Source organism: Legionella sp. W10-070 (assembly GCF_900640175.1).
GTDB lineage: Bacteria > Pseudomonadota > Gammaproteobacteria > Legionellales > Legionellaceae > Tatlockia.
Genome location: NZ_CAAAJC010000018.1, coordinates 1 through 13,260 on the forward strand (window position 1 = coordinate 1; position 13,260 = coordinate 13,260).

Here is a 13,260-nt window from a genome sequence, read left to right on the forward strand (position 1 = left end):
CTAAAAACAAAATTGAAGAATGGCGACAGGATTATAATGATTTCCGACCTCATTCCTCACTGAACAATTTGACTCCAAATCAGTTCAAACAGAAGGTGTTAGGTGCCGGTTTTTCTAATTAATACCGGATCGGTTTTGGGGAGAGGATCACCGCCATATACCGGCGTCCGTATCTTTTCCTAAAAACTCCCCAACAATATCCATCATAATCACTTCTGCGTCTGACATCTTCGGCTCAAACCCTCGGCTTCTCAATCGTTTAGCCTCAGTGATCTTTTTTAGCTCAACATCTACCAGACAATACACAGCAATGATAAAATCTTCAACTGACACAGCCTTACTCCTTGTAATTTCTGATTTTTTCGAAACAAAAATTACAATAAAAGGCTTTGTCTTTCAAATTTAGTTCAATTCAGACTGAGAAAAGTCGAACATCGCGTTAACTAAGGGATTCGCCATGCCTAAATTTTTTAAAACTAATATACTACATAAAGACTTCTATATAGTTAGTTTCTTATATAAGGCTGAATTGCCATATATTTTGTTTATTCATGGTGGTCCAGGGTTAAATAGTGCAGTTTTGGAATGCTTAATAGAAAATGAAGAAATATTTAGCTCTCTTGAATTTAATATTATTTTATATGATCAACGGAATTGTGGTAGATCAATTCGCTCTGAAATGACAGTTCTGCATAAGCACAATATTGATGATCTCCATGAAATGGTTACATATCTATCACAAGTTCAAAATTTTAAAATAGCATGTATAGCTGGCCATAGTTATGGTGCTAAATTACTATATGATTATTATAAAAAATATGATGCTCAATACCCAGGTATATTCATATCTACTGCCGAATCAATCACTATACCTCGTGTGAATAATTTAATGCTTGATTTAAATTATCTCAAAAGAACCCATCCTGAAAAATATCAAGAAATAGTTAAAGATATGGTTACATTAGATAGTGGCAATCTATGGAAAATATCAGAAGAGTTAGCTCATGTTTTTCAAGAAAACAAAGAAAGAATTTATTTCTATTGGGCTAATTTAGACCGTATGAGTCGAGTAGTAGAAATTCAGAGTAAGATTGGGATTCAAATTAATAAAGACGTTTTTACAAGTGTGAGAAAAGATCTTTATACGGATGATTCTAACTCTTCTGTTGCCATTGATGAATTAAGCATTAGAAAAGTATGGATAAATGGAGCTCAGGATTTAGTCATGAACGGTCCAAGTGGAGCTTTTTCAAATAAATATAAAGTTAAAACCTTTTTCAATTCTGCTCATTATCCACATATAGAAGAAGAAGAAAAATTTTGCCAACTGGTTAATGGCTTTGTTAATAGTAATGAATAATTCATTTTAATTAGCATTATATAAGGTCTGTTAGCCAATGATTAAAGCCATTATACCTTCAAAAAGCTTTGGAAATTTATTGGTTGGGTTGTGGGGTATATCAAGCTTAATATTTATGACTAGTCCGTTTGCAGCTAGAACAATCTGTTTAACAGGTCGTATTGTAGAAAGTATTGGTAGCTATGGTCAATCCTTTCATCGTGCTGCTGAGATGGCACTTGAAGAAAATAATAATTTAAAAAATAAGATTCAATTAAAATACTATTTTTATGACAATAAACCCCTCCAACCCATTCATATATATCATAAAATGTTAGATGATGATTGTTCCGCAATAATAGGTTTTGAGTATTTATCTGATCTTCTTTTAGTAATAAAAGAACAAAGAACAACTAACATTCCAATTTTTACGTCTTATGCAAGTTTTTTATCAACTGATAAAATACCTAATAATGTTTTTGTATTTATGCCCACCTATGATGATCATGCTGCAACAATGGTTGAGTTTTTAGAAAAGAAGTTTGCTGATCTAAGTGACTTGTTACTAATTACTGAAGTAAATCGTGAAGAAATGTTGAAATATAAGAAAGCTTATTTAAAGGAGCTTTTTAAAAGAAATATTCAATTTTATTCATATGATTTCTTAACAAATGATCCATTGTTTTTGGAAAAGTTAAAAAAGTACATGAAAAATAAAAAATATAGGCATGTGGTTCTATTGTCTAGTGCAACAACGTCTGCCAAGATTGTGGATTTTTTAAAAAGCTTAGATGTTGTTTATATTGGTACTGAAAATTTCGGATCTACTGTCAGTCCATCCTTTTACACTAGACTTACCAATAAAAATATTAACGCTTATTTTATTAGAAACCTTGATTATATTAAAAGCGGGAAAAAATTGTCATCCTATAAAGAAAAATATGTTTTAAGGTTTAAAAGTTTACCTACCGTCATGTCAGCCTACACCTATGACGCAGTAAACATTATCTTGAAGGCCTTTATGCAAACTGGATCAATGGATACTGATAATATTTATAAGATAAATCATAGGGGAATAACTGGAGCTTACATCAAAAACCATAAGTTTTTTCGCTCCAACAAGTATACAGTTCTGTCTGTCTATGCTGATGGATACCATTATGAAAAGTAAGTCACTTTCTATTAAAAACGTTTTTTTTAGAAAAATGGGCTGCTCTGCTATTTTTCAAATAATTTTCCTTAGTATATTCTTGATTCTTAGCCAGCAATTTATTACCAAATATCAAAATAACGAGATAAGAGAATCCTTAATTATTAATGACACCTTTTCATTAGAAGAGATTACCCAATATGTTTTACTTAACAATCAGAATGCACTAGATTTGGCTCTGTTAAATTTAGCTCAAGAACGCAAAATGGATCATATAAAATTTGTACCTGCAAGAGATATAAGATTAGATAGTCTAAATTGCTCTGGTAAAAAAAATATTGAGGGCATTTGTCATAAAAAAGGTAATTTTTTTATGGGGGTAACCCGCATTGAAAATCGAGATAAAACTTTAGGTTTTGTGCTTTCTGAAAAAAAATATAAGGCTTTTTTTTCAATTCCTGTAACAAAAGGATTGGTATTTATCATAGCTATTGTTCTTATAATTTATATCTTTAATACTCTCTTTATATTGTTGTCTATGCGTAAAATTATTGCTAAAGATACTAAGAATTTAATTGACTATATTCACGATCTAAAACATGGAATATCTCCTAATTTATCAGTTATAAGCATAACAGAGTACAAAGACATCGCTCAGCGATTTATAAATGAACACGAGCAAATATTATTCCTCCAACAAGATAAACTATATTATGAAACAAAGAAGGAGATTTCAGAACAAGTTGCTCATGATATTCGCTCACCCATTGCGGCAATTAATGCTATTGTTTCAACCTTGGAAAACGTACCAAAAGAAAAGTTATATCTGATTAAGAATTCAGCAGACAGAATAAATGATATTGCTAATAACTTACTTTTAAATTCAGGTAACCATAGTTCTGATGTTATTCATAACATTGATGACGCTCATCCAGAATTAATATATAAGATGTTAGATAATCTTGTTTATGAAAAAAGATACGAATACAAAGATTTGGATATAAATATTACACTTAACTCTAATAAAGAAGATAAAAATTGTTACTCATTGGTAAATAGCGTTAAATTTATCCGCGTGATGTCTAATTTGATTAATAACAGTGTTGATGCGATTAAAGGTTCTGGCAATATTGGAATAGTATTGAAAGCAGACAATGACTTCGTCAATATCATTCTTACAGATAATGGTTGTGGCATTCCTGAAAATATTTTACCTCATATATGCAATCGAGGTTTTAGTTTTAATAGAGAAAAAAATTCAGGCCTAGGGCTATTCTTTGCTAACCAATATATTAATCAGATAAATGGCTGCATGGAGATAAATTCAGTAGTGAATAACGGAACAATAATTACAATTAAATTAATTAGAACACAATGTAAAAGTACCAGGCAATATCATATCGAACAAGCGCATAGATTGGCTGTAGATAAAGTACGCCATTTTAACGAAAAATCTGCGGACAAAATTGTAGTAAAATCAAATGGTTAAAATGACACTAGGGATCATAGTCCGTTGGTATTCAATTTTAAAAAAGATACTTTAAATCTTCTTCTAAGAATAAACAAAATAGAGCATAAAGATAAAAATTGGCTTGCTACAAAACAATGTTTAGATGACTTTGTAACTATTAGATTTTTTTAACCCAATTCATCCGTGGCCCAGAATGCCTCGAAATATCATTATAAACAACCAGAATCAAAACTGGCTTTCATTACAGCATTGATATAATTGCTTTACCTCTTCCATATGAGCCAGCATAAACTCAAGTGCCAGCAAAGTATTTTTCGCCTCCTCATTCCATGCTCGGTTTAAGTTGTAGGCATACCAAAGCAACCAGCTGTGTAAAGCCATCTCCCAAAGAATAGGGTCTGGTGTGGGAATCTTACCTGCCTGTTGGCCATAACCGCTGACAACGGCCTGAAACAATGCTTTATTGAATCCGGTAGCGGCTAATCCAGAACAGTTGGTTGCAAGGCCTATCAATTCGACAAAAGGATGTATAAGTCCCGCACTCTCCCAGTCAATCAGGCAGGGGGTTTGCTCATCTCGCCAAACAATATTGCCAAGATGAAGGTCGCGATGGCTGACTACCCTTTGATTAGCCCGATAAAAGCGATAATGATTACACTGGTCAACCAGAGAAGATAACCAGGGAGGATGAGACTGCGTCTGGGGCAGGCATACAGGGGGAAATCCTTCGGCCTCATCCCCAGGCAAGCTGAGCAAATGCAGCCTGGCAAGCATTTTTCCCAAAGAGAAAGCCTGGCTTTCCTTAACAGCGCCTATGATCTTTCCTTCACAATATGGAAAGATCTGGAAACAGGCTTCTCCAAAACCGGAAAGGTTTCCCTGATATTTAGCGGTTACTGCCATCACTGACTCTGCAGCCCTGCCAGCAATGTCATTGGTCAATTCAAGCCGCTGACGGGACATCGTCCCAAGCCAGATTTGTTTGGATAATTTTTTACATACCCATTTGCTATGATCGCCAAGCTCAATCAAATCAGTTTGGTGTTGCAAGCCGCCTTTTAAAACGGTGATTGCCCTGACGGGCTGGTTAAAGAAAATACCTGACCAATGCAGCCTTTTATTCATGCATTAACTGTTCAATATAGCGCCTGCAAGTCAATGGCCTATCAAGAAAATTGATCATATGACGAGTACCGCCAGTTCCTGTGATAATTAATGAGCCGTAGCGTAAGATACTTCCAATAACTGATTGGCGAATATCAATGCTTTCTATTTTTGACAAGGGGATATCAATGGTTTGCCTTACCAGCATACCCGTTCGCAAAATAACCTGCTTTTTCTTAATCGTCAGCGACGAAAAATGATAAGTGACCCAGGTCATCACTGTCCAGGCTAAGGCAAAAAGCACTAAAAAAATAGCCACTTCCCTTAAGTGACCAATCTGAGAACCGATAAATATTGCAAAACAGGCAAGTGCGATCGGCCAAAAGAATAAAATCCAATGAAGTCTTGCCAGGTACACTACATTGCTGTCTGTCATTAAAATATCCTTTTGTATCGTAAAATTGGATATAATATTGCAGATAATAGAAATTTGCCATGTTAAAAGAGATTGATCTACCATGCGCCCTATCAGTCATTGCTTAAATAACCAGCTATCGAAAATCTGCCAACATACTCTGCAACTGGATGCACTGGATGCATTATTGAAGTCCAGTCTTCCCCCTCATCTGGTTGGGCACTGTCAGACAGGCGGTTTTTCCAAAGGATGTTTAACGATTAGCATAGACAATGCAAGCTGGGCGACCGAATTACGTTATCTTCTTCCGGAGCTACGCGATAAGCTGAGAAAAGAGGCAGGTCTGTATCAACTTGTTTCCATTAAAATTGCTATTAAACATGCCGATGCCCCTGCCAAAGCCAAAAAACAAAAGAAAGCAGCAACGCTTTCATCGGCAGCACGTGTTGCCATTCGAGCTGCAAGCGAACAATGTGACGATCCCACTTTAAAGGGAGCATTACAACAATTAGCCAGAGAGTAATAAGCACATCCCTTGCAGGATAGTGCTCATTATTGCCCGGGTCGAACCGCGATATCAGACTGCTGTTCATTTATTATTAACTTAGCCTGTACCGCTTGAAAATCCTGCTGCCAAAATTCCAGGGCATTTGAGAAGATGCTGCCTGCTTCTTCTGTACCATCATTTAATTTATCCTGCAGAAGCCGAACCGCTTGCTCTATTTTGCCAACCAGTCTTTTTATATATAAAAGATTGCGCACTGCGTCACCTTTTTTAGTAATCGGCAATTGCAGGGCTAATGCAGAATCAGTGAACGATTGAATCGCCAATACCAACTGCCTCGACGATTGAAAGTGAGGTGAGCCAGCGTTATATTCATCAGATAGTGCCTTAAGCATCCTTTCAATATCTTTATGCAAGGCTTCTGTATTCTTTTTGATGGTAAGTCTGCGACTTATAGTTGGTATCACCGCAACAGTATGGGAAATAAAAAAACCAAATGCACACCCTCCAAGCCCTCTCCATAAAGAGGGTTGTTTTCTGGCAGCCATCATCCCAAATACCGCTGTGCTGACAAGGATGCCTCCTCTGATAAATAACTCACGCCAACTATAATGATTCCATAACCCTAATAACGTCTCCCGGGTGCGCTGTCTTGCAAGCCCGCCAATGTTATAAAAATCAAGTAAATTGCCCGATGCCCGGGTGAGGGTTTCGGCTGCTGGTGTAAAAGACATGATTACATTCCCTAATTGATATAAATTCCTTTAATCCTCAATAGCCTACCAAAACCTATCATGCTAAAAAGCTAAAGCCCATCACGGTAGGTCTGCTTTAGTCTATTCTTTAGATGATGTAATGCAACAGGAATCAGGCTGGATACCTTGAGTTAGTCAAGCTTCTACTGGCAAATAGTCTGCTGCAATGGTCGGCTGATAGTTCTCGACATCAAAATAAGTGTATTCCCAGGCATCCTGATGAACCATCAGTTCCCGTAAAAGACGATTATTAAGGCCATGGCCTGATTTATAGCCTTCAAAGGCACCAATGAGTCCGCAGCCTAAGAGATAAAGGTCGCCAATAGCATCCAAAACTTTATGAGTAACGAATTCACCATCAAAACGCAGACCATCTTCGTTGAGAACACGGTAGTTGTCTACCACAATGGCGTTATCGAGACTACCCCCTTTCGCCAAATCACTTTCACGTAATTTTTCATAATCGGAAAGAAAACCAAAAGTACGCGCCCGACAGACTTCTTTTACATAGGAAGTGCTGGAGAAATCAAAGGTTGCCGTTTGTGGTTTATCGTTAAAAACTGGGTGGTCAAAACCAATCGTGAAGGAAACCTTATAGCCATTATAAGGAAGAAACTGAACATAGCGGTCATTATCCTCTATGCGGATAGGTTTTAGGATGCGAATGAAACGCTTTGCGGCACTTTGCTCTCGAATGCCAGCTGATTGAATTAAAAATACGAAGGGAGCCGCACTTCCATCCATAATGGGAATTTCTGGTGCATTGATATCAACATAAGCATTATCAATTCCCAATCCGGCAAGCGCGGAAAGCAAATGTTCGACTGTAGCTACCTTTACTCCCTCTCTCTGCAGAGAGGTGCAAAGCATTGTATCGCCAACCTGATCATACAGAGCAGGGATTTCCACTACCGGATTTAAATCGATACGCCTGAAAATGATACCTGTATTAATGGGAGCGGGACGCAAGGTAAGAAGAACTTTTTCTCCGGAATGCAAACCTACACCTGTTGCTTGAATGACTTTCTTAGGAGTTCTTTGTTTTATCATTCAGTGGTCACCTTTTGATATCCCATTTTTAAGCACAATAAACTGCCAAAGCATAGCAACAATTTATTGATTTGTCTAATTTTTTATAACTCCGCTTGCAAAAAATTGTCCAACATGCACCCTATCTGCCTGATTAAAGCGCTTGCCAGTAACAACAGCCTCGGCACCCTGCCCGAGGCTTAAAAATACAACGGAGTACTTTCCATTTCTTATGTTATTCGACACTTTCCTCTTGCCGACGTAAGAATGCAGGGATATCCAGGTAATCCACATCAGGAATTGAAGATTCGCCGAGCGATTTTGCAGCTGCTTGCTTGCGCATTACAGCAGGCCGTTCATATTGCTGATAATCCAGCGTTCCATCACTGCGGCTTGCTTCCATTACCCGAGGCTTTGTTGTAATAGCTGACTGCTGATGACGCCCTCGCGTCTCGCCAAGCCCGGTAACAATGACAGTAACACGCATTTCATCCGTCATTTCCGGATCAATGACTGTACCAACAACCACTGTAGCATCATCAGAAATAAATTCCTTGACAACATCACCCACTTCTTCAAATTCGCCAATTGACATATCAAGGCCTGCGGTGATGTTAACTAAAATGCCTCTTGCACCTGAAAAATTCACATCTTCCAATAACGGGGAGGCAATGGCGGCTTCCGCAGCCTGGCGGGCTCTTTGTTCACCTGTTGCACTTCCAGTTCCCATCATTGCCATGCCCATTTCCGACATCACCGTTCGCACATCCGCAAAATCGACGTTGATTAAGCCTGGGCGGGTAATCAGATCCGAAATCCCTTTTACTGCACCTGAAAGTACATTGTTTGCAGCTTTAAATGCATTAAGCAAACTAATGTTCTTACCTAAAACGCTAAGCAATTTGTTATTAGGAATAGTAATCAACGAATCGACATGCTCCCCCAAGCGGCGGATGCCCTCTTCTGCCGCCAAAGCACGTTGCTTGCCTTCAAAGGAAAAAGGTTTGGTCACCACCGCCACGGTCAAAATACCCAGATCTTTGGCTACCTCGGCAAATACAGGGGCAGCTCCTGTTCCTGTGCCCCCCCCCATTCCGGCAGTAATAAATACCATGTCAGCACCTGCCAAAGCTTCCTTAATCCGCTCTCTGTCTTCTTCTGCTGCCTCGCGGCCAATTTGTGGATTAGCACCCGCACCCAATCCCTTGGTTAATTCTTCGCCCAACTGAATATGGATCTTGGCATTTGAATTTTTGAGTGCCTGAGCATCGGTGTTGGCACAAATAAACTCAACCCCATCGATATTTTCAGCCACCATGTGTTGAACAGCATTACCACCACCTCCTCCAACACCAACAACTTTTATTACGGCATTGTCAGACTGACTTTCCGTTAATTCAAACATCGACCTATCTCCTCAAAAATTCCGCCAATAACGAGGTTCTATTCCAGGCTTTTTGCTAATAGCCCATGTTATTTAGAATCGAACCTACTAAAAATTACCATTAAACCATTCTTTCATTCTTGCCCATATCCCTTTGCCATTATCATTTAGGGCAATCACATTATAACCACCTTCATATTGCTGTTGAAACCCATGCAATAATAAACCAACCCCTGTTGCCATGGACGGATTCACTGTAGCCTCCGTTAAGCCTGAAACCTGGCTTGCACAACCATGACGAACAGGCATTTCAAAACACATCTCTGCCAACTCAATTGCGCCACGGACATTGGACCCGCCACCGGTCATAACCATACCGGCAGCAACACGCTCTTCAAAACCACTACGGCGAAGCTCATTGCGTACCAGAGAAAACAACTCCTCATAACGCGCTGAAACAACATCAGAAAGCACTTTAGCTGAAATTTTTCGCCCCGGCCTTTCATTAACACTTAAAACCTCGATCATTTCACTCGAATTGGACAATTCAGGCATTGCACAAGCATGCTTTATCTTAATCGTCTCAGCTGCTTTGGTAGGCGTACGCAACGCCATCGCGATGTCATTAGTGACCTGATCGCCTGCAATTGGAATAACTGAAGTATATTGAATGGCCCCCTCAGCAAAAACAGCAATATCGGTTGTCCCTCCCCCTATATCAATGAGGCAAACACCAAGTTCTTTCTCATCCTCGGTGAGGACTGCATGACTGGATGCCAATTGCTCAAGAATAATATCATTAACTTCCAAGCCACAGCGACGAACGCATTTGATGATATTTTGAGCAGAGCTTACAGCCCCTGTCACAATATGCACTCTTGCTTCCAGCCGCACACCCGCCATCCCGACCGGCTCACGGATACTCCCCTGGTTATCAATAATGAACTCCTGGGGTAGGATATGAAGAATTTTTTGATCAGCAGGGATTGCCACTGCCTTTGCTGCCTCAAGGACCCGCTCCACGTCAACTTGTGAAACTTCCAGATCCTTAATAGCTACGATGCCATGAGAATTCAAACTGCGGATATGGCTGCCGGCAATTCCAGCGTAAACAGTACGGACTTCACAGCCTGCCATTAATTCAGCTTCCTGAACCGCACGTTGAATAGAGTTCACCGTCGCTTCAATATCCACAACGACGCCTCGTTTTAACCCACGGGAAGGATAACGACCTATACCTATAATTTCTATAGCACCATCAGCAGCCACTTCACCTATCAAAGCAACCACTTTTGAAGTGCCAATATCCAAACCAGTAATGATGTTTTTTTCTAATTTTTTTGCCATTATCTTCCCGCTTATTTTTTCCATTGCACCGCCATGCCTCGCGGATAACGTAAATCAACACTTGCCAACTGTTGCGAACGCTCTGCAAAAACAGCAGGATATGCCTTACAGAAGCGAGTAATTCGTGTTTCCAAATCACGCTTGCCCAAGCGTAATATAACGCCATTAGCCAGAGTAAGCTCCCAAGCCTGATTCTCACGCCATTCCAGTGAGGCGACATGCAAACCGTATATTGATAATATCTTACTCATTTTTTTGTAAACTTGTAAGACTTCTTTTTGCTGATTAACAGGTCCCCTGAGATGAGGCAAGGAGGAATCCAATGTCCCTCCTTCATTAAACAGCTCACCATCCTTGGTTACCAACGCATTATTCCAGGTGGCGACAGGACGTTTTTCTATCAGCGAAATTTTCAAAGTATCAGGCCAAACCCGCTCAACCTGAGCCTGACTTACCCATTCCAAAGAGGCCAGTTCAGTATACAGCTTGCCGGCAGCCAGCGAAAAAAAACTGGCATTTAAGTATTTAATAAGTACAGACTCCAGTTCCTGGTGACTGATATGACGATAGCTTGCAGTAATTTTTACCTTATTAATAGGAAATCGCTGCGCGTCCGCTAAATATAAATAAATTAATCTGGCCCCCAAAAAAAGGGCAACGATAATTAATCCAGTTAAAAGGCCCGCATAACGTAATCGTCCAGTATCAGTATCCATCCATTTTTTCCATCGATTGTCTTGTGGTTTTATCGAGCATCAATATGTTATGCCAGCCGTTATTGATAATCCGTCACCAGTTGTTGCTTACAATGATGATGAACTACCGCCAGATGAATCAACTCATCCAAAAGCGATGGGTATTCCAATCCACTCGCTTGCCACATTTTGGGATACATGCTGATGGAGGTAAAACCAGGCAGGGTATTAATTTCATTAAAGTAAATCCTTCCTGTAGATCCGTTAACAAAAAAATCGACACGGGCCATACCCCTGCACTTTAGGGTTGTAAAGATTTCACCCGCAGCTGCCTGTAAACGCTTGACCAGATCCTCATCGAGATCAGCCGGCACATGCAATACCGTTTGGCTACTTTCTAAATATTTTGCAGTGTAAGAATAAAAACCATCCCCATGATTGACGCAAATTTCTCCAGGCAAGCTGACTCTGGGAGAAGCGGAGGGTATGCGGTTTTCAAGCACAGCCAGTTCAATTTCGCGCCCCTGAATAAATTCTTCTACCAGAATCGATTTATCATAACGCAGTGCATCCTCAACAGCCGCTTTCAGCTCCGTTAAGTTTTTAGCCTTATGGATACCGACACTTGAACCTAAAGCGCAAGGCTTGACAAATAAAGGCCAGCCGAGATCTGCTGCTGCTTGCTCACAAAATTCCTGTCTCTCCGCGCTATTACTATGAAAGGAGAGCATCCGGTAGCGGGCTGCCTTGATTGTCTCATTACAGACAAGGCGCCTGGCAATATCTTTATCCATGCCAATGGCGGAAGACAAAACATCACAGCCGACATAAGCCACTCCTGCGAGTTCCAATAGCCCTTGCAGGCAACCATCTTCATACAGGGGACCATGGACAACAGGGAATACTACATCAGCATCGATGGCAAGCCGCCCATTCACCATTAAACTTTCTAACGGACGTGAACGGGGAGTCATCACCGGCAAACTTTCTTTGTATGCAAGTAACTCTTCATAAGTATTTAGATAATATCGACCCTCTTTATCCATCCCCACAGGAATGATATGGTATTTTCCAGCATCCAGGTGACTCAAAACTGAGGCAGCAGAAATCAGGGAAACCTCATGTTCGCCGGATTTACCGCCGTAAAGCAATAGAAGATTGGTTGGTGCAGCCATTAATGATCTCCAATGATGTGTACTTCGTGAGCCAGGTTGATATTCATCTGCCTGTGCACCGTATCACGCACAAGCTCAATTAATGATTCAATATCCTGGGCTGATGCATTACCTTGCTGGTTAATTATAAAATTGGCATGCTTCTCTGAAACAACAGCCCCCCCTATCTGCTTTCCCTTTAAGCCACAGGCTTCAATAAGCCGGGCAGCAAAATTACCCGGGGGATTGCGGAAAACTGAACCACAATTGTATTCACTGGTCGGCTGAGTATTCGCTCGGTGGGCTAATAACTCTTTGATAAGCTGCAGCGATTTCTCTTTCTCACCTTTCATCAAACGACAAGTCGCCGCCACAAACCACTCATCCTGCAAACCGGAGACATGGCGATAGGCAATTTCAAATTCTTCGGGCTTGCGTGTTCTCAACTCCCCGTTGCGTGTCAGGGTCACCACCTCAACTACTGCCTGCCAGGTCTCACTGCCGAAACATCCGGCATTCATTCTCAAAGCCCCTCCCATCGTCCCTGGAATTCCAGCCCAGAATTCGCCGCCGGCCAGACTGGAACGGGCACAAAATCTTGCCATTGTGGCACAAGATACTCCAGCCTCCACATGCACAAGATCGTCAGCAATGAGCTTGATTTCTTTCAGACAGCCCTGAGTCAGAATGACAGTTCCTGCAAAGCCTGTGTCGCGAATAAGTGAATTACTTCCCAATCCTAGCCACAATACAGGTTCCTCTTTAGGTAATTGCTTAAGGAAAAGCGCCAGATCAGCAATATTTAAAGGCTTATATAGCCTGCTTGCTATCCCGCCAACCCGCCAGGTTGTATAACCAGCCAAAGGCTCATTTGTTAATAACTGTCCTTGATAGTCCGTGTTTCTGCTCATG

At 40.4% G+C, this 13,260-nt stretch carries 15 protein-coding genes; 5 read left to right on the forward strand and 10 right to left on the reverse strand.

Annotated features, from left to right (window positions below; genetic code table 11):
* The coding region (locus E1O65_RS08680) for an integrase core domain-containing protein (protein ID WP_165474940.1) at positions 1 to 122 on the forward strand (122 nt) is incomplete at its 5' end.
* A 25-nt stretch (positions 123 to 147) separates the two neighbouring features.
* On the opposite strand, the gene E1O65_RS08685 is transcribed toward E1O65_RS08680, so the two are convergent.
* Complete coding sequence (locus E1O65_RS08685; protein ID WP_133133215.1) at positions 148 to 333, reverse strand: hypothetical protein; 186 nt, start codon at positions 331 to 333, stop codon at positions 148 to 150.
* 124 nt (positions 334 to 457) lie between these two features.
* On the opposite strand from E1O65_RS08685, the gene E1O65_RS08690 reads away from it, so the two are divergent.
* From E1O65_RS08690 to E1O65_RS08700, 3 genes are read left to right on the forward strand one after another with little or no spacing between them, the layout of a single operon-like run.
* The gene (locus E1O65_RS08690; protein ID WP_133133216.1) at positions 458 to 1,360 is read left to right on the forward strand and encodes an alpha/beta hydrolase; all 903 of its coding nucleotides are present in this window, start codon (positions 458 to 460) and stop codon (positions 1,358 to 1,360) included.
* Positions 1,361 to 1,397: 37 nt separating this feature from the next.
* Positions 1,398 to 2,510: an ABC transporter substrate-binding protein gene (locus E1O65_RS08695; RefSeq protein WP_133133217.1), complete on the forward strand. Its 1,113-nt coding sequence runs from the start codon at positions 1,398 to 1,400 to the stop codon at positions 2,508 to 2,510.
* Positions 2,500 to 3,978: a HAMP domain-containing sensor histidine kinase gene (locus tag E1O65_RS08700; protein WP_165474941.1), complete on the forward strand. Its 1,479-nt coding sequence runs from the start codon at positions 2,500 to 2,502 to the stop codon at positions 3,976 to 3,978. Before E1O65_RS08695 ends, E1O65_RS08700 begins: the two co-directional genes overlap by 11 nt.
* A gap of 207 nt (positions 3,979 to 4,185) precedes the next feature.
* On the opposite strand, the gene E1O65_RS08705 is transcribed toward E1O65_RS08700, so the two are convergent.
* Both E1O65_RS08705 and E1O65_RS08710 read right to left on the reverse strand, forming a co-directional pair.
* The gene (locus E1O65_RS08705; protein ID WP_133133219.1) at positions 4,186 to 5,085 is read right to left on the reverse strand and encodes a phosphotransferase; all 900 of its coding nucleotides are present in this window, start codon (positions 5,083 to 5,085) and stop codon (positions 4,186 to 4,188) included.
* Positions 5,078 to 5,500, reverse strand: a complete 423-nt coding sequence (locus E1O65_RS08710; RefSeq protein WP_133133220.1) for a PH domain-containing protein — start codon at positions 5,498 to 5,500, stop codon at positions 5,078 to 5,080. The genes E1O65_RS08705 and E1O65_RS08710 overlap by 8 nt, the downstream gene beginning before the upstream one ends.
* A gap of 82 nt (positions 5,501 to 5,582) precedes the next feature.
* Between E1O65_RS08710 and E1O65_RS08715 the strand changes: the two genes are divergently transcribed.
* Positions 5,583 to 6,002 (forward strand): DUF721 domain-containing protein, encoded by a 420-nt coding sequence (locus tag E1O65_RS08715; protein ID WP_133133221.1) that lies wholly within the window; start codon positions 5,583 to 5,585, stop codon positions 6,000 to 6,002.
* A gap of 29 nt (positions 6,003 to 6,031) precedes the next feature.
* On the opposite strand, the gene E1O65_RS08720 is transcribed toward E1O65_RS08715, so the two are convergent.
* From E1O65_RS08720 to murB, 7 genes are all read right to left on the reverse strand, one after another.
* Positions 6,032 to 6,718 (reverse strand): hypothetical protein, encoded by a 687-nt coding sequence (locus tag E1O65_RS08720; protein ID WP_133133222.1) that lies wholly within the window; start codon positions 6,716 to 6,718, stop codon positions 6,032 to 6,034.
* Between the two features lie 156 nt (positions 6,719 to 6,874).
* Positions 6,875 to 7,789 carry a UDP-3-O-acyl-N-acetylglucosamine deacetylase gene (lpxC, locus tag E1O65_RS08725; protein ID WP_133133223.1) on the reverse strand — a complete coding sequence of 305 codons (915 nt, stop codon included), beginning with the start codon at positions 7,787 to 7,789 and terminating at the stop codon, positions 6,875 to 6,877.
* 214 nt (positions 7,790 to 8,003) lie between these two features.
* The gene (gene ftsZ, locus E1O65_RS08730; protein ID WP_133133224.1) at positions 8,004 to 9,173 is read right to left on the reverse strand and encodes a cell division protein FtsZ; all 1,170 of its coding nucleotides are present in this window, start codon (positions 9,171 to 9,173) and stop codon (positions 8,004 to 8,006) included.
* An 87-nt stretch (positions 9,174 to 9,260) separates the two neighbouring features.
* Positions 9,261 to 10,499 carry a cell division protein FtsA gene (gene ftsA / locus E1O65_RS08735; RefSeq protein WP_165474942.1) on the reverse strand — a complete coding sequence of 413 codons (1,239 nt, stop codon included), beginning with the start codon at positions 10,497 to 10,499 and terminating at the stop codon, positions 9,261 to 9,263.
* An 11-nt stretch (positions 10,500 to 10,510) separates the two neighbouring features.
* Positions 10,511 to 11,215, reverse strand: coding sequence for a cell division protein FtsQ/DivIB (locus E1O65_RS08740; RefSeq protein WP_133133226.1), 705 nt, complete (start codon positions 11,213 to 11,215; stop codon positions 10,511 to 10,513).
* Positions 11,216 to 11,274: 59 nt separating this feature from the next.
* Complete coding sequence (locus E1O65_RS08745; protein ID WP_133133227.1) at positions 11,275 to 12,369, reverse strand: D-alanine--D-alanine ligase family protein; 1,095 nt, start codon at positions 12,367 to 12,369, stop codon at positions 11,275 to 11,277.
* Positions 12,369 to 13,259: a UDP-N-acetylmuramate dehydrogenase gene (murB, locus tag E1O65_RS08750; protein ID WP_207384238.1), complete on the reverse strand. Its 891-nt coding sequence runs from the start codon at positions 13,257 to 13,259 to the stop codon at positions 12,369 to 12,371. The genes E1O65_RS08745 and murB overlap by 1 nt, the downstream gene beginning before the upstream one ends.
* Between the last annotated feature and the right edge of the window lies 1 nt (position 13,260).

Coding starts and splice junctions, on each gene's coding strand:
- E1O65_RS08690 (WP_133133216.1), top strand. CDS start 458: ATGCCTAAATTTTTTAAAACTAATATACTACATAAAGACTTCTATATA.
- E1O65_RS08695 (WP_133133217.1), top strand. CDS start 1,398: ATGATTAAAGCCATTATACCTTCAAAAAGCTTTGGAAATTTATTGGTT.
- E1O65_RS08700 (WP_165474941.1), top strand. CDS start 2,500: ATGAAAAGTAAGTCACTTTCTATTAAAAACGTTTTTTTTAGAAAAATG.
- E1O65_RS08705 (WP_133133219.1), bottom strand. CDS start 5,085: ATGAATAAAAGGCTGCATTGGTCAGGTATTTTCTTTAACCAGCCCGTC.
- E1O65_RS08710 (WP_133133220.1), bottom strand. CDS start 5,500: ATGACAGACAGCAATGTAGTGTACCTGGCAAGACTTCATTGGATTTTA.
- E1O65_RS08715 (WP_133133221.1), top strand. CDS start 5,583: ATGCGCCCTATCAGTCATTGCTTAAATAACCAGCTATCGAAAATCTGC.
- E1O65_RS08720 (WP_133133222.1), bottom strand. CDS start 6,718: ATGTCTTTTACACCAGCAGCCGAAACCCTCACCCGGGCATCGGGCAAT.
- lpxC (WP_133133223.1), bottom strand. CDS start 7,789: ATGATAAAACAAAGAACTCCTAAGAAAGTCATTCAAGCAACAGGTGTA.
- ftsZ (WP_133133224.1), bottom strand. CDS start 9,173: ATGTTTGAATTAACGGAAAGTCAGTCTGACAATGCCGTAATAAAAGTT.
- ftsA (WP_165474942.1), bottom strand. CDS start 10,499: ATGGCAAAAAAATTAGAAAAAAACATCATTACTGGTTTGGATATTGGC.
- E1O65_RS08740 (WP_133133226.1), bottom strand. CDS start 11,215: ATGGATACTGATACTGGACGATTACGTTATGCGGGCCTTTTAACTGGA.
- E1O65_RS08745 (WP_133133227.1), bottom strand. CDS start 12,369: ATGGCTGCACCAACCAATCTTCTATTGCTTTACGGCGGTAAATCCGGC.
- murB (WP_207384238.1), bottom strand. CDS start 13,259: ATGAGCAGAAACACGGACTATCAAGGACAGTTATTAACAAATGAGCCT.